The organism is Branchiibius cervicis (assembly GCF_042661605.1).
GTDB classification, from domain to species: Bacteria; Actinomycetota; Actinomycetes; order Actinomycetales; family Dermatophilaceae; genus Branchiibius; species Branchiibius cervicis.
In genome coordinates this window covers 3,262,465-3,279,445 of sequence record NZ_JBHSWJ010000002.1, presented here as the reverse complement: position 1 = coordinate 3,279,445, position 16,981 = coordinate 3,262,465, and the positions used below count along the sequence as shown (strand labels likewise).

Below are 16,981 nucleotides of genomic sequence, written 5' to 3'. Positions count from 1 at the left end.
CAGATTAGAGCCTGCGCAGCACCTGGTCGGCGATCTGCTCCAGGTGGTCCAGGTCCTGCAGATCCAGCACCTGCAGATAGACCCGGGAGATGCCGGCGTCGGCGAACGCGGCCAGTTTGGCCAGGATCTGCTCGGCCGTTCCGCCCAGGCCGTCGTCGACGACGTCCTGCGGTGACCGGCCGATCGCTTCGGCCCGCTTGGCCAATTGCGCGTCGGTCGACCCCAGGCAGACCACCTGGGCGACCGAGTAGGTCATCGACTCCGCGGGCCGGTCAGCAGCCACGACCGCCGCCCGCACCCGGTCCAGGATGGGCACGACCTCGTCGAGGTTGTGGAACGGCACGTTGAACTCGCTGGCGTAGCGGGCCGCCAGCGCCGGGGTGCGCTTCTTGCCGGTGCCGCCGATGATCACCGGGATGGCGGGCTGGGCCGGTTTGGGCAGGGCCGGTGAGTCGGTCACCTGAAGGTGGGTGCCGGCGTACGTGAAGGTCTCACCGACGGGCGCCGACCACAGGCCGGTGATCACCGCAAGCGCCTCCTCGAGGCGGTCGAAGCGCTCACCCAACGGCGGGAAGGGGATCCCGTACGCCGCGTGCTCGGCTTCGAACCACCCCGCACCGTAACCGAACTCAACCCGGCCGCCGCTCATCTGGTCGACCTGGGCTACCGAGATCGCCAGCGGCCCGGGGTGGCGGAAGGTGGCTGAGGTGACCAAGGTGCCCAGGCGGATGCGGTGGGTCTCGCGGGCCAACGCCGCCAGCGTGAGCCAGGCGTCCGTAGGCCCGGGTAGACCGTCGCCGCCCATGGTCAGGTAGTGATCGGACCGGAAGAACGCATCGAAGCCGAGCAGTTCGGTGGCTTGCGCAACCTTCAGCAGGTCGTCGTAACTCGCGCCTTGCTGGGGTTCGGTGAAGATTCGCAGGTCCATGCAGCCAGATTAGGCCGCGGGGTCAGCCGCCTTCGCCCGGCGGTGCTTGACCCACTCGTAGATCATCGGCAGGACGGACAGGAAGACGATCACCAGGATGGCCAGGTCGATGTTCTTGCCCAACCCGGGGAACGCCTTGCCCAGCAACGCGCCGGCCAGCACGACGATGACCACCCACAGCACCGCACCGACGGCGGACCAGGTGAAGAAGCGCCGCCGCTCCATCTGGCCCACGCCCGCGACCAGGGTGATGAAGGTGCGCACGATCGGCACGAAGCGGCCGATGACCAGCGCTTTGTTGCCGTGCCGTTCGAAGAACGCGTGCGTCTGGTCGATGTATTTGCGTTTGATGAAGCGACCGTCGCGCTCGTAGATGGCCGGGCCGATCGCGCGGCCGATCTCGTAGCCGGCGACGTTACCGGCGAACGCGGCGACGATCAGGGCCGGGATCGCGAACCAGAAGGAGACGTCGATCTTGCCGGTGGCGATGAACAGGCCGATCGCGAACAGCAGGGAGTCACCGGGCAGGATGGGGAAGAGCAGACCGCACTCGATGAAGACGATCAGCATCGAGATCCAGAAGAACGCACCGCCGAACTGGTCCAGCAGATAGTTGGGGTCCATGAAATCCGGGCCGAGGCTGTGCATCACGGCGCCAGGATACGTGGGAAGTTCAGGGATTCCTGTGCACTGACCACAGCCGCCAGCCGATCACGCCCGCTGAAACCGCGAGTACGCCGAGCACCAGGGCGATCATCCCGGTCGGCTGACCGCCTGCCGAGCCGGATGACGTGGTGGCCGCCGGACTGGTCACGGAATGACAGGACGCCGGCGCTGCGGAGCTCCCAGTGGCCTGCGACGCCCCGGTGTAGTGGAACGAGATGGAGGTGGACACCGGGTGACCGTCGGCGGACACGATCCGCCAGGTCACGACGTACGTGCCGGTGGGTCCGAGTGCCACCGGGACACTCACGTCGCGGTCGATCGCCGTGGCGCAACCGGTCTCGTAGTGTTTCCGGTCCGGACCCACCACCTCCACCTGCGGGGCCGAGGGTTTGCTCAACACGATGTCGTTGAAACTCAACGTCACCTTCGACAACGGCGTACTCACCGTTGCACCGTCGGCCGGGTTGCTGGAGACCAGGAAGTCGTGCGCGCTGGCCGGACCGGCGATGACGAGGCCGAAGAACGCAGCCAGCAGGAGTACGCCGATCGGCCGGGTGACGCGCATCAGGCGCGCGGGCGCCGGGTCAGGGCCCAGACGGCCGCGACGAGCCCTGCGGCACCCAGGACGATCCCGCCGACGCCGAACCAGCGGGCGGAGGTGTCGGAGGTGGCTGCAGGCGTGGCAATGACCGTGGGAGCGGCGCTGGGTGAGGTGTCGGGCGCAGGGTCGGTGATGTACAGCACCGGAGAGGGATGCTCCGGCTCCTGGCTGCCGGTCTGCTGCTGGTCCCAGTTCACGACCGAACCGTCCGAATAGGTCTGGTGCGCCGGCAACGCCAGTTTGCCGGTGTCCGGAACGGGGCCCACCGAGATCGCGAACGTCTGGAACTGGCCCGGCTTGATCGCGGCATCCGCGCTCGCGGTCCAGACCAGCTTGGTCGGCGCATGGGTGATCTCACCGTCGTCGGTGGTGACCGGCTTCGCGAGTTTGCCGGTCGTCACGACCGTGGTCCAGCCCGGCACCGGTTGGTAGGACACCGAGCCGAACGGGTGATCGGTGGGCAGATCGACCTCGAGTTTCGTGGTCGAGGCGCTCGCAGACTCCGTCGGCACCTTGAACGTGAGCGTCACGTAGGAGCCCGGAGCCGCGGTGTCGGGGGTGACGCGCACGTGTGCTTCGGCGACGGCGCAGGACCCGGCCAGCAAGACGGCGGCGGTAGCAGCGGTGGCCAATGATCGGCGTACGACGAGGAGGGGCACGGTTGGTGAGGTTACGCCTGCCAGGTGAAGGCAGGGCCGGTAACCTCGCGTCATGAAGATCCTGCGTGCCGGTCTGGCGCTCTCGCTACCTCTTGCTGTCTCCCTCGCCGCGTGCGGCTCGCCCAAGGACGCGGCCACCTCGACCGCTCCCGCCGGCGGCGGATCGAGCATGACCGACGGTGTCGCGACCCAGAACACCTCAGCGATGAAGGCCTGCACCAAGGACACGATGGACACGGTCACCAAGGGTCAGCTCACGATCGGGACGGACAACCCGGCGTACCCGCCGTGGTTCATCGACAACACCCCCAGCAACGGCAAGGGCTACGAATCCGCGGTCGGCTTCGAGATCGCCAAACAGCTCGGGTACGCCGACAGTGACGTGAAGTGGGTGACGGTGGCGTTCAACAACGCGATCACCCCGGGGAAGAAGAACTTCGACTTCGACCTCAACCAGGTCTCGATCAGCGATGAGCGCAAGAAGGCCGTGGACTTCTCGACCGGGTACTACGACGTTACCCAGGCAGTCGTGACCTACAAGGGTTCCAAGGTTGCTTCGGCGAAATCCATCGCCGACCTCAAGGGTGCCAAGCTCGGCGCCCAGGTCGGGACGACGTCGTACACCGCCATTACCGACCAGATCAAACCGAGCCAGCAGCCGTCGGTCTTCGACACCAACGACCTGGCCGTGCAGGCGTTGAAGAACCACCAGATCGACGGAATCGTCGTCGACACGCCGACCGCGTTCTACATGACCTCGGCCCAGCTCGACGATGGCGTGATCGCCGGACAACTGCCGGTCGTGGGCACGCCGGAGCAGTTCGGCGCAGTGCTGACCAAGGGTTCGCCGCTGACGCAGTGCGTGTCGATGGCGGTCGACGCGCTGCGCAAGGACGGCACGCTGGAGAAGCTGCAGACCACCTGGTTGGCGCAACAGGGTGCGCCGAAGCTGACGGAGTGAGCGACACCGACGCCTGGGTCCCATCCCAGATCGAGCAGCAGCGACGGGCGTATCGCGCCTCCCGAGGGCGACGTTCCGGTCTGATCGCGGTCGTCAGCACCGTCGTCGTGCTTGCCGTTGCGGCGCTGCTGATCGTCAACTCACCGGGCTGGGACCGCACCCGCGAGACCTTCTTCTCCTGGGAGGACGCCAAGAAGTCCTTCCCATCGGTGCTGTCCGGCCTGTGGCTGAACGTCCGGGTCATGGTCATCTGCGGCATCTGTATCGCGATCTGGGCGACGCTGATCGCGGTCATGCGCACACTGCGCGGGCCGGTTTTCTTCCCCTTGCGCGCGTTTGCGGTCGGCTACACCGACGTCTTCCGCGGGTTGCCGATGCTGTTGGTGCTGCTGCTCCTCGGATATGGCGTGCCTGCCCTCAATCTGTCGGGCGTGCCTGACTCGTTCCTCTTCTGGGGGTGCGTCGGGCTGGTGCTGAGCTACTCGGCGTACGTCGCGGAGGTCCTGCGCGCCGGTATCGAGTCGATCCATCCGTCCCAGCGGATGGCGGCCAGGTCGCTGGGGTTGTCCTACCCCCAGACGTTGCGGCATGTCGTTCTGCCCCAGGCGGTCCGGCGGGTTCTGCCGGCGTTGATGAACGACCTGGTGTCCTTGCAGAAGGACTCGTCACTCCTGTCCGTGCTGGCCGTGGTGGACGCCCTGCGAGCCGCGCAGATCTATTCGGCCCTGACCTTCAACTACACGTCGTACGTCGTGGCGGGGCTGCTCTTCTTGTGCCTCACCATCCCGATGGCGCGGCTGACGGACTGGTACGCGCGCCGACAGGGCTTCCAGTCGACAGGTGGGCTGCTGTGACAGACTCATTGCTCTCAGTGCGCCACGTACGCAAGGCGTTTGGTGATCATGTGGTGTTGCGGGACGTGTCGTTGGAGGTGCGCCCCGGGGAGTGCGTCGTGCTGATCGGTGCATCCGGCTCGGGCAAGTCCACGTTGCTGCGCTGCATCAATCTGTTGGAGACAGTGGATGACGGCGTGATCGAGTTGGCCGGCGACGACATCACCGATCCGCGCGTGAACGCCGACTCGGTCCGGGCGCGGATGGGCATGGTGTTCCAGGCCTACAACCTCTTCCCGCATCTGTCGGTGCTGGACAACATCACACTGGCGCAGCGCAAGGTGCACAAGGTTCCGGCAGACGCAGCACGCGACGCGGCGCACACCATGCTGGCGCGAGTTGGTCTGGCGGACAAGGCGAAAGCCCGACCGGACGACCTGTCAGGCGGTCAGCAACAGCGGGTCGCGATCGCCCGCGCGATGGTCTCGTCGCCGTCGCTGCTGCTCCTCGACGAGGTCACCTCGGCCCTGGACCCGACGCTGGTCGGGGAAGTGCTGGACCTGCTGATCCAGCTGCGTGAGGAAGGGATGACGATGATCCTCAATACGCACGAGATGGGTTTCGCGAAGGCAGTCGCTGACGAAGTCAACTTCCTGTGCGACGGGGAGATCGCCGAGTCCGGTCCTGCCGCAGATGTGCTCGGCGATCCGCAGGATGAGCGGACCCAGCTCTTCCTGTCGCGCATCCTGCACTGACGGAGCTGCGCGCACGGATCGCCCTCTTCTCCCCTCCCCGCTTTTCCCTTCCCCACTTTTGGAACGGGATTCACCTCGAATCGGCGATCTCGGGTGAATCCCGTTCCACCAAGTGGGCGGCAGTCAGAGCCCATTCGCCGAGCTCCGCGGCTTCCAGTGCTTGAGCCAGTGCGACTCTGGCCAGTTCTGGTCGGCGGCCAGTAGCTCGTACATCGTTGCGCCGTCGATGGATTCGCGGATGATGTCGGCGTGGCCGGCGTGGTGGGCAACCTCCTCGATGATGTGCAGGATCGCCCAGCGCACATCCCAGGCATCGAGATCGGAAGGCCACCATGGAGCATCCGACGGCACCGGGATCCCGGTGCCAAGATCCACACCCGGCAGGAGCTGGTGGGCGCGGTCAAGAGCTGCGGTCAGCTCGCCGCGCAGTGACTCGCCGGTGTCGCCGTCCGCTCGCCGGAAGTCCGCGCCGTACTCTTCGGCCGCCTCTTCGTCGGAGCCGCGCGGGGGCTCGTTGGGTGCGGCCTCGATCCGGTCCAGCCAGCCCTGTGTGCAGCGCGCGACATGTTTGACGATCGCCCCGACGGACAGCGTCGAGGCGGTAGGCGTAGCCCAGAGCTGCTCGTCAGTGAGCCCATAGGCAGCGCCGCGTACGGCGAGGAGTTGCTGCTCGACGTACCCGGTGAGCAGGTCGTTCTCGTTGGCGGTCATCGGTGCGTGCATGGCCATGACGGTCTCCCTCGGTAGGTGGTGTCATCACCGTGACGCACCTAGCGGACACTTTCTGTCCGCAATGTCGCTCATGATGAAGACATGGCCGCCACCACCGCCCGACTCCTGCGTCTGCTCGCCATGCTTCAGGCCCGCAGCGTGTGGTCCAGTCAGGAGCTCGCCGACGAGTTGGGCGTGACTACCCGTTCGGTACGCCGAGATGTGGACCGGCTGCGCGAGCTCGGCTACCCGGTGCGGGCGAGTCGCGGTGTCGGGGGCGGCTATCAGCTCGGTGCCGGTCGTGCGCTGCCGCCTCTGCTGCTCGACGAGCGCGAAGCAGTGGCCGTGGCCTTGGCGCTGCGGCTGGCCGCCAACGGAGCCGTCGCCGGCATCGGTGAGGCAGCCGTGCGCACGATGGTGAAGCTGGACCAGGTGCTGCCGAGCGCCGCTCGCGCCCAGGTCGCGGCCGTCCACGAGGCCACCACCATGCTCGGTGCACCGCAGGCGTTGGTCGACCCGGATCTGTTGATGACCATCTCCCGTGCTATCCGCGACCACGTCCAGCTGCGCTGCGACTACCAGGCGAAGAGTGGCGAGCAGACCCAGCGTCGGATCGAGCCCTACGACCTCGTTGTGACCGGAAACCGCTGGTATTTGGTTGCTTTCGACCTTGATCGCGACGACTGGCGGTCGTTCCGGCTGGACCGGATGTCCGACGTCAGTTCCAGCACCTTCTCCTTCCGGCCGCGCGAGCAACCCGACCCCGCGGCGTACATCCGGGAGGCCACGACCCAGCGGTGGGGCCAGCAGGCCCGGCTGTTGGTGCGTGAGTCCGCGGTCGACGTACGGGAAACGGTCGGGAGTTGGGGTGAGGTGGTCGAACGATCCGACGGGTTATGCGAGATCCGGGTCTCTGCGGACAGTTTCGAGGGGATGGCCGCCTGGCTGATGCACAGCCCGATGCAGTTCGAGGTGATCGATCCGCCGGAGCTGAAGGAAGCGTTCAGGCGTCTTGCCGACCGGGCGGCGCAGCTTGCTCGCTGAGGTGTTGCGCGAGGTAGCGGCCGGTTACCGATCCGTGGTTCGCCGCCACCTCGGCGGGAGTGCCGACCGCGACGATCCGGCCGCCGTCCTCACCGCCGCCCGGTCCCATGTCGATCACATAGTCCGCGTTGGCGATGACATCCAAGTCGTGTTCGATCACGATCACGGTCGCGCCGCGTTCGGTCAGCCGGGTGAGCACTTTGAGCAGCGTGCGCACGTCCAGCGGGTGCAGCCCCACGCTGGGCTCGTCGAGCACGAAGACGGTGTCGGTCTGATCCCGGTGCAACTGGGTGACCAGCTTGAGCCGCTGCGCCTCGCCGCCGGATAGGGCGGGAGTCGACTCGCCCAACGTCAGGTAGCCCAGCCCCAATTCGTCCAACGCTTCGAGCCGTTTGGTGACCCGGGACAGGCCGATGACCTGGTGGACCGCCTGGTGGATGGTGCGTCCGAGCAACTGCGGCAAAGACACACCGTCTCGCGTGAATTCGCGGGCGCGCGGGGCAAACCGGCTGCCGTCGCATTCGGGGCACACGATGTCGATGTCCGGCAGGAACTGCACGTCGAGCGAGATCTCCCCGGTGCCCTCACAGCGGGGACAGGCCAGCGACCCGGTGTTGTAGGAGAAATCCGACGCGGTCAGCCCGGCGGCGCGCGCGGTGTCCGTGTCGGCGTACGCGCGACGCAGCTCGTCCATCACTCCCGAGTAGGTCGCGACGGTGGACCGCACGTTGATGCCGATGGGGGTAGCGTCCACGACCTGCGGCCGGAAGGCCCGGTCCGCCGGGTGTTCGGGCACGTCGAGGGCGACGACATGGGCGGGCAGCCGCCGCGGCGGGTCGTCCTCGAGCGCGGTCAGGGCGGGGACCAGCGACTCCAGGATCATCGTGGTCTTGCCCGATCCGGATACGCCGGTCACTGCGACCACACGTCCCCTGGGGATGTCGACGCTCAGGGGTGCGACGGTGTGAATCTGCTTGGTACGCAATTGAAAGGTGCCGAGGTCGAACACGTCCGGGCCGGGACAGACGGAGCGCACGACGACCGGCTCGGCGCCGCTCAGGAAGCCAGCGAGCAGCGACGCCGGTTCACCCTCAACGTGCGGCACCGGCCCCTGGGCGATGAGTCTGCCGCCGTCGGTCCCTGAGCCGGGACCGAGCTCGACCAGCCAGTCGGCCCGGCTCAGGATCTGGACGTCGTGATCGACGAAGACCACCGAGTTGCCGTCGACCAGAAGGTCATTCATGACTCCGAGCAGTCCCTCGATGTTCGCCGGGTGCAGGCCGATCGACGGTTCGTCGAGCACGTAGAGCACCCCGGTGGTCCGGTTGCGGACTGCGCGGGCCAGTTGTACGCGCTGGCGCTCGCCGGTGGACAGGGTCGCCGACGCCCGGTCGAGGGTCAGGTAGGACAGGCCCAACTCGACGAGCCGGCGGGCCATTCCGGTCAACGTGTCGATGAGCCCGTTAGCGAGCGGCTGCATCTCGGGTGGCAGCGTGGTCCGCACGGTGGGTGCCCACGTGAGGACGTCGGCGAGGGAGAGTGCGGTGACGTCGGCCAGGTTGCGGTCGCCGATCCGCGGAGCCCGCGCCGCGTCGCTGAGCCGGGTGCCGTCGCAGGTCGGGCACGTGCCGACGGTGAGGAAACGGCTGACCCGCGCCAGTCGTTTCTCGTTGTCGGCCCGGTTGAGCTCCTCGGTGACGGTCAGGCGTGCGTTGCGGAACGTGAAGTCCAGCTCGTGCACGCCCTTTTTGGACGTGACGATGATGTGCTTTTTCTCCTCCGGGCCGTCCAGCACGATCTGCTTCTCGGCATCACTCAATTCCCGCCACGGCACGTCCGTGCGGACACCGAACTCCCTGGCGATCGCCGGCTGCACGTTGAAACCGAACACGTTCCACGGCGCGACCGCGCCCTCGTCCAGGGTCTTGTCGGGGTCCGGGACAAGGGTGTCGTCGTCAACCGTGCGGACGACGCCGGTGCCGGAGCAGGTGGGGCACGCTCCGCCGGAGTTGAACGCCAGATCTTCGGCGCCGGGGGCATGGACCTGCGCGCCGCACACCGGGCAGAAGAACGGCTGCTCCGCGGCCACATCGATCGTGGGCGGGACGTAGTGCCCGTTGGGGCAACGATGCGACGCCAGTCGGGAGAACATCAGCCGCAGCACGTTGAGCAACTCGCTGGCGGTGCCGAAGGTGGAGCGGACCCCTGCCGGCGCCGGCCGTTGCCGCAGCGCCAACGCAGCGGGCACGTGCTCCACCGAGTCGACGGCCGCTCGCGGCGCCTGCGCCATCCGGCGCCGGGTGTAGGTCGATAGCGCTTCGATGTAGCGGCGCGAACCCTCGGCGTAGAGGACCCCGAGCGCTAGGGACGACTTGCCCGATCCGGACACCCCGGCAATTCCCACCAGTGCGCGCAACGGGATGTCCACGTCGACGCCACGCAGATTGTTCACCCGGGCGCCACGCACCGAGATGGTCTCCGGCTCGAGCCCTTGACGCAGGTCGCGGTCCACCTGTCGCAGCCTATCGACCCGGTGTACCCGTTCAGCGATGTCTACGCTGGGCGCATGCAGGGTGCGACGTCGACGGTCGGGGTCGGGCCGTGGGAGGGTCCGTGGCCCTCCGATCCGAGGTACGACGAGCAGTTGCTGGCACAGGGCGACGCCCGCAACGTGGTGGACAAGTACCGCTATTGGCGCCTCGAGGCCATCGTCGCCGATCTCGATCTGACCCGCCACGACTTCCATGTCGCGGTCGAGAACTGGGGTCACGACTTCAACATCGGCTCGGTGATCCGCACCGCCAACGCCTTCAACGCCAAGGCCTTCCACATTGTCGGCAAGCGCCGGTGGAACAGGCGCGGCGCGATGGTGACCGACCGCTACCAGCACGAGTTCCACCACCCTTCGGTTGCCGACCTGGTGGCGTGGGCCGGAGACCTACCGTTGATCGGGATCGACAACATCCCGGGCAGTACGCCGATCGAGACCGCAGCGCTGCCGCGCGCCTGTGTTCTGGTCTTCGGTCAGGAAGGTCCGGGACTTTCGCAGGAGATGCAGCAGGCGTGCGAAAAGGTCCTGCACATCGAGCAATTCGGCTCGACCCGCTCGATCAACGCCGGTGCGGCAGCAGCCATCGCCATGCACACCTGGGTGATGCAGCATGTTTTCGCTTGATGCGGGCCTGTGCCTGTCCTGCCGGCACGCGTTGATCCGGCCGACCAAGAAGGGCACCGTCTATCTGCGCTGCGGGCTGGCCGCCACCGATGACCGCTTCCCGAGGTACCCGCGGCTGCCGGTCCTGCAGTGCGCGGGGTTCGACCCAGCGGCGTCGGCTCGGTAGCGCCGCGGTCAGCGGATGTGCGGCGCGGACTCGTCGGTCGGCGTACCGGCCACCAGGTCCTCCAGGTCCAGACCCCAGTTTCCCCAGTGCTTTTCGAAGCCAGCGTCGCGGCTGACGGCCCGTTGCATCTTCTCGGGCGAGTAGCGTCGAGCCCACTTCGACTTCGGCTTGGCCAACCGCACGGCGCCCCACCAGGCCACCGGCAGGATGAAGGCGCCGATGACCGCGCTGGTGTACTTCCCCTTGGCCACACAGATCAGCAAGCACAGGACGTGCAGGCCGAGCGCGATCAGGACCGCGAGGTGACCGGCCCCCGGAGTCGAGTCATCCTGGAACGGCTGGATGCCGACCATCAGCAGGCCGATCACGGATGCTGTCAGCGCCACCACCTGCACCGACAACTGCCCTTGTTTGGACCAGTAGACGTCTTGCAGGTGCAGGATCAGCGCGAACTCGTCCAGCACAAGTGACGCACCGACTCCGATCAGGACCGCGCTGATCTCTGCCCCGGGCCGGCGCCCGGAGGAGGCAACGGACGTGATCCCGCCGATCACCAGGAGGATGATGCCGGGAACCGCGTGGTGGATGTGGACCCCACCGGCCACGTTGTCGCGGAACGGGCCCTTGCCGGCTCGGATCAGACGGGTGATGCCCCGGGTCACGAGAAATGTCGTGATGAACGCCGCGAACAGCAGGACCATCGACATCCGTTGGTCCACAAAGAGGTGTAGTTCGTGGATCCGGCCTTCCGATACGGGCCGTGACCAACTGCCCCACCGGTGCGACAGCAGCATGGCCACGAGTCTACGAGCAAGGTTTCTGCCGCGAGGTGTCGAAATGACCCATGCTCGGCCGTCATGGTGGTGTCAGAAACCTCAATCCCAGGAGTGCGACCGATGAAATACCTGATCCTGATCGCTTACGACCCGGCCATGTGGGTAGACCCGAACGAGGGGACCCAGGAGCGTTTCCACCGCCAGCACATGGACTTCCACCAGGCGGTGGGGGAGCAGCTGCTTGCGGGCGAGGCGCTCGCGGACACCGACGCCGCGACCACTTTGCGCGGCGCCCAGACCCTCACCGACGGGCCGTTCGCCGAGACCGCCGAGATGATCGGCGGCTTCTACCTGGTCCAGGCCGACGACCTCGACCAGGTCGTGACCTGGTGCAAGCTGCTTCCCCCGAGTACTCGCTGGAGATCCGGCCCTGCGTGCAGATCGACGGCTTCGACTGATGGAGCCGGTCGAGCAGTTGCTGCGCGACGAGTGGGGCCGGTTGCTGGCCCTGCTCGTCGCCGGCAGCCGGCGCCTCGACCTGGCCGAGGACGCCCTGGCCGCCGCTTTCGAGGAAGCGACACGTCGGTGGCCGATCGACGGTACGCCGAGCAACCCGCCGGCGTGGCTGCTCACCACCGCGCGGCGCCGCATCGTGGACGTCGTTCGCGCTGAGACGACTCACGCCCGGAAGCAAGCACTGATCGTCATGGATGAGCGGAATCGACTGCAGGACAACCAGACAGCACAGGAGGAAAGTCTGCTGAGGCTCGTCCTCCTGGCCGCTCATCCGGCCCTCGCTCCGGCGGCGGGGGCGGCGCTGACGCTCCGGCTCGTGCTGGGTGTACCGGCGGGTGACATCGCCCGCCTCTTCCTGGTGCCCGAGACCACGATGGCGGCCCGCCTCACCAGGGCGCGTCAGAAGGTGGTAGCCGCCGGGATCCCGCTCGCCCTGCCCGACCCCGAGGTTCTCCCGGAGCGGTTGGAGCAGGTGGCCAGCGTCGCCTATCTCACCTTTACCGCGGGGTACGCCCCGAGCAGCGGCGACCAGGTCGTTCGGGTCGAGTTGGCGGGAGAAGCAATCCGGCTGATCCGGCTGGTACGCGCCCAGAACCGGGAAGCGCATGATCATCCCACGCTGCGAGCGCTGCAGGCTCTCATGCTGTTGCAACATTCGCGACGCAACGCCCGGGTAGCGCCGGACGGCAGTTCCGTCCTGTTGCCCGATCAGGACCGGTCGCTCTGGCGGCACGGCGAGATTGCCGAGGGCTTGGGTCTGCTCGCGGGCGCGGCACCGGACGCGGCGACGCCGATGGCCCGCTCCTACCGCCTTCAGGCGGCCATCGCCGCGTGTCATGCGACGGCGCCCAGCGCGGCGGCCACGGATTGGGGCCGTATCGCCACGCTCTACGAACTGCTGGAGGACCTCACCGGCTCACCGATTGTGCGACTCAACCGGGCCGTCGCGGTGGCCGAGAACGCCGGACCGGCAGCGGGTTTGGCGGTGTTGGACGGACTGGAGCAGCGGCTGCCGGCCAGTTACCGGTTGTCGGTCACGCGGGCCGAGTTGCTGGTCCGGGACGGGCGGACGACAGCCGCCCGATCGGCGTACGACGAGGCGCTGGCGCGGTGCACGAACGAGGCGGACCGCCGTGAACTCCTGCGCCGGGTCCAGCACCTGGACGGCTGAGCGGTGGGGGCGCGTGGCCAGGGCCGGGGTGGTTGGATGGATGCACCAGTGCACGTACACCGCAGGAGTGAGCCATGCCGATCGCAACCCCCGACGTCTACGCCGAGATGCTCGACCGGGCCAAGAAGAATCAGTTCGCCTACCCAGCGATCAACGTCAGCAGCAGCCAGACCCTGAACGCCGCGATCAAGGGCTTCGCCGACGCCGGCAGTGACGGCATCATCCAGGTCTCGACCGGTGGCGCGGAGTACTTCTCCGGGCAGGGCGTCAAGGAGATGGTGACCGGTTCGCTGGCGTTCTCCGCCTTCGCCCACGAGGTGGCCAAGAAGTACGACGTGAACATCGCCCTGCACACCGACCACTGCCCCAAGGACAAGCTGGACGGTTTCGTCCGCCCGCTGCTCGCTGCCTCGATCGACCGGGTCAAGGCAGGCGGCCTGCCCTATTTCCAGTCGCACATGTGGGACGGCTCCGCGGTGCCGCTGGATGAGAATCTGCAGATCGCCGAGGAACTGCTGGCCCAGTGCAAACAGGCCCGCGTCATCCTCGAGATCGAAGTCGGCGTCGTCGGCGGTGAGGAGGACGGTGTCGTCGGCGCGCAGGACGAGAAGATGTATTCCACGCCGGAGGACGCGCTGGCCACCGCCCGCGCGCTCGGCACCGGTGAGAACGGCTATTACATGACCGCGCTGACCTTCGGCAACGTGCACGGCGTCTACAAGCCGGGCAACGTCAAACTGCGTCCCTCGGTGCTCAAGGCCGCGCAGGACGCGGTGCACCAGCAGTTCAACACCCCCGACGACAAGCCGTTCCACCTGGTCTTCCACGGCGGCTCCGGCTCCGACGAGGCCGACATCAAAGAGGCTGTCTCGTACGGCGTGGTGAAGATGAACGTCGACACCGACACCCAGTACGCGTTCACCCGCCCGATCGCCGGCTGGATGATCGGCAACTACGACGGTGTCCTGAAGATCGACGGCGAGGTCGGCGACAAGAAGAAATACGACCCACGCGCCTGGGGCAAAGCCGGCGAGACCGGTATGTCCGCCCGGGTCGTCGAGGCCTGCGAGGCGCTGGGTTCCGCTGGTACCCATGTCTAATCTGCTGGGCATCCCCGAAACCCGGTTGCCGGAGGACCCTGCGGCGCGGGCACTGGCCGAGGGCGAACTGCCCGAGCAGGTGGCCGAGAACTATCCCGCCTCCAGCCTGGTCTGGGCGACCCTGGCCGAGCATGCGCTGTCCGAGCACCGCAACGTCGAGGCCTACGCCTACGCCCGCACCGGTTACCACCGTGGCCTCGATGCGTTGCGCAAGGCCGGCTGGCGCGGGCAGGGCCCGGTCCCGTGGGAGCACGAGCCGAACCGCGGCTTCCTGCGCTCGCTGGCCGCGTTGTCCCGGGCCGCCGGTGCGATCGGGGAGACCGACGAGCAACGCCGCTGCGCGGACTTCCTGCGCGACTCCTCGGCGTTGGGCGCACGCGAATTGGGTCTTTAGAGTTCACGTACGCCGATGGCTCGCCTGACCGCGCTGGAGATCGGACCCGACGGGGAGACGCTGTACCGGGCGGTACTGCGCCAGCCCGGCCTCGCACTGGAACGGCATCGTGCGGTCCTGGGCTGGTCGCTACCTCAGGTGAGTGCGGCCCTGGAGGAACTGCGAGCGCACCGCCTGGTGCGGGTCAGCGGTGAGACCGGACTGATCGCGGACCATCCGCGCGCCGCCTTGGAGCGAGTCGTCTCGGCGCAGGAAGCCCAGTTGGCGACCCGGCGGCAGGAACTGGCCCGGGTGCGTGACGCGATCGACGCCTTCGTATCGGATTACGTTGCGGGACAAACTCTTTCGACGACGACTTTGCCGTCCCGCGAGCACGTCGAAGCCGGCGATGTAGCCGCAACCTACGAGCACCTGCTGGCCGCCACGGCGGGAGAAGTGCGCTGCTGCGGGGTTTCACCAGCCGGCCCCGGCGTGGCCGCACAGTTGGCTGCCGGGCGGTCCGTGCGGTGGCTGCACAGCGCGACCGACGGGCCGGTCGACCCCGGTGATTTCGACTTGCGGATTGCCGCCGTGCTCCCGACGCGGTTCGTCTGTTTCGGGGTGGACGTCGCGCTGACGGCAGCCGAATGGGGCTCACCCGACAGGGATTTCGTGGTTCTGCGAGATCCGGTGGTGGTGGCGGCCTTCGTGGAGTTGTTCGACCGGTTGTGGGCGACCGCGGCGCCGATGGCCGGCACATCGGACTCGCTGACCACGGGTGTGCTGGAGCTCATGCGTCAGGGGCTGAAGGACGAGGCGATCGCCCGCGCGCAAGGGGTGTCGCTGCGGACGGTGCGTCGCCGGATCGCCGACCTGATGGCCGAGCACGGGGTTGACACCCGCTTCCAGCTGGCCCTGAAGCTGATCGAGCGGGAATCGACCGATGACGGTTGACGGACTGCTGCTCGCGGCCGGCGCCGGGCGGCGGATGGGACGGCCGAAGGCGCTGGTGCGCGACGCGGACGGGACCTCGTGGTTGCTGCGCGCGGTGCAGGTGCTGCAAGAAGGCGGCTGTGATCGGGTGTCGGTGGTCCTCGGTGCCGCAGTGGACGAGCCGATCGAGATGCTCGAGGGCACCGGCGCATCGGTGGTCGTCGCCCCTGACTGGGCCGAGGGGATGTCGGCGTCACTGCAGGCGGGTCTGCGCGCAGCGGCTGACGGTCCCGCGGACGCGGTGGCAGTGACCTTGGTGGATCTGCCGGATGTGACTGCAGAGGTGGTGCGCCGGGTGGTCCGCGCTCCGCTGGACGCGGGCACTTTGCGCCGGGCGTCGTACCGGGGCGCACCGGGGCACCCGGTGGTGTTCGGGCGCGATCACTGGCAACCGGTCATCGACTCGGCCGTGGGTGATCAGGGCGGGCGCGGCTACTTGGCCCGGCACCACGTCGAACTGGTCGAGTGCGGTGATCTCGCCACGGGCCTCGACGTGGATTCACGAGGCTGATACCCGGTCGGCGCTATTGGCGACGTGGAGCGTCGTAGTGGCCGGGCAGGTTTCGCATGAAGTCCTGGATCGCGGCTTTGGTGACGGGGATCCGTGGTGTGCTCGACCGCCGGGCCGGTGTGCGGTCGGCGAATCTCGGCGGGGTGGGTGGCAGCCCGATCGCCGGTGGTGCAGCTGATCCACCCGGTGGCGCGGGCGGGAAGCTGTGGGCGGTCACCCGTCCGATGGTGTGCGCGGTGTGTTGCGCGTTGCCGGTAACGGTGTTGCCGGGCAGTTGCTTGGCGTCATTGCAGTGTTCGCAGGTCCCGGCGCCGTTGCCGGCGGTGGTGGGTCCGCCGCTGGCGGCGGCCTGGATGTGGTCGACATGCCGGATGGGGGATTCGCAGAAGGGCGTGCGGCAGTGCTGGTCTCGTAGCCTGATGAACTCCCGCAGGAGCCCTGTGTAGGTGCGTGCTTGAGATTCCATGCTGATCAGGTCCCCGGTGTCGGGAGCGGTGAAGATGCGGCGGATCTGCGGTTCGAGGTCGGGGTGAGCACTGATCAGGTCTCGTGCCAGGTCGCCGGGGATGCTGCCGTATCCCTGGAGGTGGGCGTCCCCGTTGGCGACGAGCGCGTCGGCGTGGGCCTGGCGCCACTGCTCGCGGCGGGTTCCGCTCAACCCCCACCGACCGGTTTGTTCTGCAGTGGGTGCGGTGGCACCGGCGGGTGCCTCGCCCGCGGAGCGAGGCTCGGCGGTCGGTGCGACGGCGGTTGGTGCGGCCACGGCAGCGTCGGCGGCGGCTTGCAACGCTTGCACGCAGGCCATCCCGTCGCGCAGCGGAAGCAGCGCGGACAGCCGAAGCATCGCATCGGGAGCCGATCGAAACGACACGTGCCGGTCGCCAATCACCTTCGTGTGGCGGGCGGCGATTTGCTCGGGGGCGATGCGCGCGGCGGCGGCACGGGCCGCTTCACCGAGGCCCCGGTCGCCCAGCACGGTCCACCGCTGACTCACCTGCTCGGCGACCTCGGCGCGCTGCGTGCTGCTGAGGCCATCGGGCCT

19 protein-coding genes and 1 pseudogene are annotated in these 16,981 nt (G+C 67.9%); 12 read left to right on the top strand and 8 right to left on the bottom strand.

Features of this window, described 5'->3' with window-relative positions:
• Nucleotides 1-4: 4 nt before the first annotated feature.
• Genes ACFQBT_RS16975 through ACFQBT_RS16960 form a run of 4 tightly spaced genes read right to left on the bottom strand, consistent with a single transcriptional unit; the run spans nucleotide 5 to nucleotide 2,854 of the window.
• A complete protein-coding gene (locus tag ACFQBT_RS16975) occupies nucleotides 5-928 on the bottom strand; it encodes an LLM class F420-dependent oxidoreductase (protein ID WP_377824505.1) in 924 nt (307 codons plus the stop codon).
• Between the two features lie 9 nt (nucleotides 929-937).
• Entirely contained in the window at nucleotides 938-1,576 is a 639-nt protein-coding gene (locus tag ACFQBT_RS16970) for a DedA family protein (protein WP_377825541.1), read from the bottom strand.
• Nucleotides 1,577-1,601: 25 nt separating this feature from the next.
• The gene (locus tag ACFQBT_RS16965) at nucleotides 1,602-2,159 is read right to left on the bottom strand and encodes a copper resistance CopC family protein (RefSeq protein WP_377824503.1); all 558 of its coding nucleotides are present in this window, start codon (nucleotides 2,157-2,159) and stop codon (nucleotides 1,602-1,604) included.
• Nucleotides 2,159-2,854, bottom strand: coding sequence for a YcnI family copper-binding membrane protein (locus ACFQBT_RS16960; RefSeq protein ID WP_377824501.1), 696 nt, complete (start codon nucleotides 2,852-2,854; stop codon nucleotides 2,159-2,161). The genes ACFQBT_RS16965 and ACFQBT_RS16960 overlap by 1 nt, the downstream gene beginning before the upstream one ends.
• 52 nt (nucleotides 2,855-2,906) lie before the next feature.
• Between ACFQBT_RS16960 and ACFQBT_RS16955 the strand changes: the two genes are divergently transcribed.
• From ACFQBT_RS16955 to ACFQBT_RS16945, 3 genes are read left to right on the top strand one after another with little or no spacing between them, the layout of a single operon-like run.
• Nucleotides 2,907-3,815 carry an ABC transporter substrate-binding protein gene (locus ACFQBT_RS16955; RefSeq protein WP_377824499.1) on the top strand — a complete coding sequence of 303 codons (909 nt, stop codon included), beginning with the start codon at nucleotides 2,907-2,909 and terminating at the stop codon, nucleotides 3,813-3,815.
• Nucleotides 3,812-4,669, top strand: coding sequence for an amino acid ABC transporter permease (locus ACFQBT_RS16950; protein ID WP_377824497.1), 858 nt, complete (start codon nucleotides 3,812-3,814; stop codon nucleotides 4,667-4,669). The genes ACFQBT_RS16955 and ACFQBT_RS16950 overlap by 4 nt, the downstream gene beginning before the upstream one ends.
• A 50-nt stretch (nucleotides 4,670-4,719) precedes the next feature.
• Nucleotides 4,720-5,403: an amino acid ABC transporter ATP-binding protein gene (locus tag ACFQBT_RS16945; RefSeq protein WP_377824495.1), complete on the top strand. Its 684-nt coding sequence runs from the start codon at nucleotides 4,720-4,722 to the stop codon at nucleotides 5,401-5,403.
• 123 nt (nucleotides 5,404-5,526) lie between these two features.
• On the opposite strand, the gene ACFQBT_RS16940 is transcribed toward ACFQBT_RS16945, so the two are convergent.
• Nucleotides 5,527-6,132, bottom strand: coding sequence for a DinB family protein (locus tag ACFQBT_RS16940; RefSeq protein ID WP_377824492.1), 606 nt, complete (start codon nucleotides 6,130-6,132; stop codon nucleotides 5,527-5,529).
• An 84-nt stretch (nucleotides 6,133-6,216) separates the two neighbouring features.
• On the opposite strand from ACFQBT_RS16940, the gene ACFQBT_RS16935 reads away from it, so the two are divergent.
• Complete coding sequence (locus tag ACFQBT_RS16935; protein ID WP_377824490.1) at nucleotides 6,217-7,158, top strand: helix-turn-helix transcriptional regulator; 942 nt, start codon at nucleotides 6,217-6,219, stop codon at nucleotides 7,156-7,158.
• On the opposite strand, the gene ACFQBT_RS16930 is transcribed toward ACFQBT_RS16935, so the two are convergent.
• Entirely contained in the window at nucleotides 7,118-9,670 is a 2,553-nt protein-coding gene (locus ACFQBT_RS16930) for an AAA family ATPase (protein ID WP_377824488.1), read from the bottom strand. The two genes, ACFQBT_RS16935 and ACFQBT_RS16930, sit on opposite strands and share 41 nt — an antisense overlap.
• A 54-nt stretch (nucleotides 9,671-9,724) precedes the next feature.
• Here ACFQBT_RS16930 and ACFQBT_RS16925 point away from each other — a divergent pair, with 54 nt between their 5' ends.
• Both ACFQBT_RS16925 and ACFQBT_RS16920 read left to right on the top strand, forming a co-directional pair.
• Nucleotides 9,725-10,333: a TrmH family RNA methyltransferase gene (locus ACFQBT_RS16925; RefSeq protein ID WP_377824486.1), complete on the top strand. Its 609-nt coding sequence runs from the start codon at nucleotides 9,725-9,727 to the stop codon at nucleotides 10,331-10,333.
• Nucleotides 10,320-10,499 carry a hypothetical protein gene (locus tag ACFQBT_RS16920; RefSeq protein ID WP_377824484.1) on the top strand — a complete coding sequence of 60 codons (180 nt, stop codon included), beginning with the start codon at nucleotides 10,320-10,322 and terminating at the stop codon, nucleotides 10,497-10,499. Before ACFQBT_RS16925 ends, ACFQBT_RS16920 begins: the two co-directional genes overlap by 14 nt.
• Before the next feature lie 8 nt (nucleotides 10,500-10,507).
• Here the strand turns inward: ACFQBT_RS16920 and ACFQBT_RS16915 are convergent, their stop codons facing one another.
• On the bottom strand, nucleotides 10,508-11,293 hold the full coding sequence (locus tag ACFQBT_RS16915) for a hypothetical protein (protein ID WP_377824482.1): 786 nt from the start codon (nucleotides 11,291-11,293) through the stop codon (nucleotides 10,508-10,510).
• Between the two features lie 63 nt (nucleotides 11,294-11,356).
• Here ACFQBT_RS16915 and ACFQBT_RS16910 point away from each other — a divergent pair.
• The 6 genes and pseudogenes from ACFQBT_RS16910 to ACFQBT_RS16885 all read left to right on the top strand — a co-directional run.
• Nucleotides 11,357-11,668: pseudogene (locus ACFQBT_RS16910) on the top strand (YciI family protein); the annotation flags it as partial.
• A gap of 64 nt (nucleotides 11,669-11,732) precedes the next feature.
• Nucleotides 11,733-12,962 (top strand): RNA polymerase sigma factor, encoded by a 1,230-nt coding sequence (locus tag ACFQBT_RS16905; protein WP_377824480.1) that lies wholly within the window; start codon nucleotides 11,733-11,735, stop codon nucleotides 12,960-12,962.
• A gap of 74 nt (nucleotides 12,963-13,036) precedes the next feature.
• Complete coding sequence (gene fbaA / locus ACFQBT_RS16900; RefSeq protein ID WP_377824477.1) at nucleotides 13,037-14,062, top strand: class II fructose-bisphosphate aldolase; 1,026 nt, start codon at nucleotides 13,037-13,039, stop codon at nucleotides 14,060-14,062.
• On the top strand, nucleotides 14,055-14,456 hold the full coding sequence (locus ACFQBT_RS16895) for a DUF3151 domain-containing protein (protein ID WP_377824476.1): 402 nt from the start codon (nucleotides 14,055-14,057) through the stop codon (nucleotides 14,454-14,456). The genes fbaA and ACFQBT_RS16895 overlap by 8 nt, the downstream gene beginning before the upstream one ends.
• Nucleotides 14,457-14,471: 15 nt before the next feature.
• Nucleotides 14,472-15,389: a hypothetical protein gene (locus ACFQBT_RS16890; RefSeq protein ID WP_377824474.1), complete on the top strand. Its 918-nt coding sequence runs from the start codon at nucleotides 14,472-14,474 to the stop codon at nucleotides 15,387-15,389.
• Complete coding sequence (locus tag ACFQBT_RS16885; RefSeq protein WP_377824473.1) at nucleotides 15,379-15,939, top strand: nucleotidyltransferase family protein; 561 nt, start codon at nucleotides 15,379-15,381, stop codon at nucleotides 15,937-15,939. Before ACFQBT_RS16890 ends, ACFQBT_RS16885 begins: the two co-directional genes overlap by 11 nt.
• A gap of 13 nt (nucleotides 15,940-15,952) precedes the next feature.
• Here ACFQBT_RS16885 and ACFQBT_RS16880 read toward each other — a convergent pair whose 3' ends face one another.
• Nucleotides 15,953-16,933 (bottom strand): HNH endonuclease, encoded by a 981-nt coding sequence (locus ACFQBT_RS16880; RefSeq protein WP_377824471.1) that lies wholly within the window; start codon nucleotides 16,931-16,933, stop codon nucleotides 15,953-15,955.
• Nucleotides 16,934-16,981 lie beyond the last annotated feature (48 nt).

Coding starts and splice junctions, on each gene's coding strand:
- ACFQBT_RS16975 (WP_377824505.1), bottom strand. CDS start 928: ATGGACCTGCGAATCTTCACCGAACCCCAGCAAGGCGCGAGTTACGAC.
- ACFQBT_RS16970 (WP_377825541.1), bottom strand. CDS start 1,576: ATGCACAGCCTCGGCCCGGATTTCATGGACCCCAACTATCTGCTGGAC.
- ACFQBT_RS16965 (WP_377824503.1), bottom strand. CDS start 2,159: ATGCGCGTCACCCGGCCGATCGGCGTACTCCTGCTGGCTGCGTTCTTC.
- ACFQBT_RS16955 (WP_377824499.1), top strand. CDS start 2,907: ATGAAGATCCTGCGTGCCGGTCTGGCGCTCTCGCTACCTCTTGCTGTC.
- ACFQBT_RS16940 (WP_377824492.1), bottom strand. CDS start 6,132: ATGGCCATGCACGCACCGATGACCGCCAACGAGAACGACCTGCTCACC.
- ACFQBT_RS16935 (WP_377824490.1), top strand. CDS start 6,217: ATGGCCGCCACCACCGCCCGACTCCTGCGTCTGCTCGCCATGCTTCAG.
- ACFQBT_RS16925 (WP_377824486.1), top strand. CDS start 9,725: ATGCAGGGTGCGACGTCGACGGTCGGGGTCGGGCCGTGGGAGGGTCCG.
- ACFQBT_RS16920 (WP_377824484.1), top strand. CDS start 10,320: ATGTTTTCGCTTGATGCGGGCCTGTGCCTGTCCTGCCGGCACGCGTTG.
- ACFQBT_RS16915 (WP_377824482.1), bottom strand. CDS start 11,293: ATGCTGCTGTCGCACCGGTGGGGCAGTTGGTCACGGCCCGTATCGGAA.
- ACFQBT_RS16905 (WP_377824480.1), top strand. CDS start 11,733: ATGGAGCCGGTCGAGCAGTTGCTGCGCGACGAGTGGGGCCGGTTGCTG.
- fbaA (WP_377824477.1), top strand. CDS start 13,037: ATGCCGATCGCAACCCCCGACGTCTACGCCGAGATGCTCGACCGGGCC.
- ACFQBT_RS16895 (WP_377824476.1), top strand. CDS start 14,055: ATGTCTAATCTGCTGGGCATCCCCGAAACCCGGTTGCCGGAGGACCCT.
- ACFQBT_RS16890 (WP_377824474.1), top strand. CDS start 14,472: ATGGCTCGCCTGACCGCGCTGGAGATCGGACCCGACGGGGAGACGCTG.
- ACFQBT_RS16885 (WP_377824473.1), top strand. CDS start 15,379: ATGACGGTTGACGGACTGCTGCTCGCGGCCGGCGCCGGGCGGCGGATG.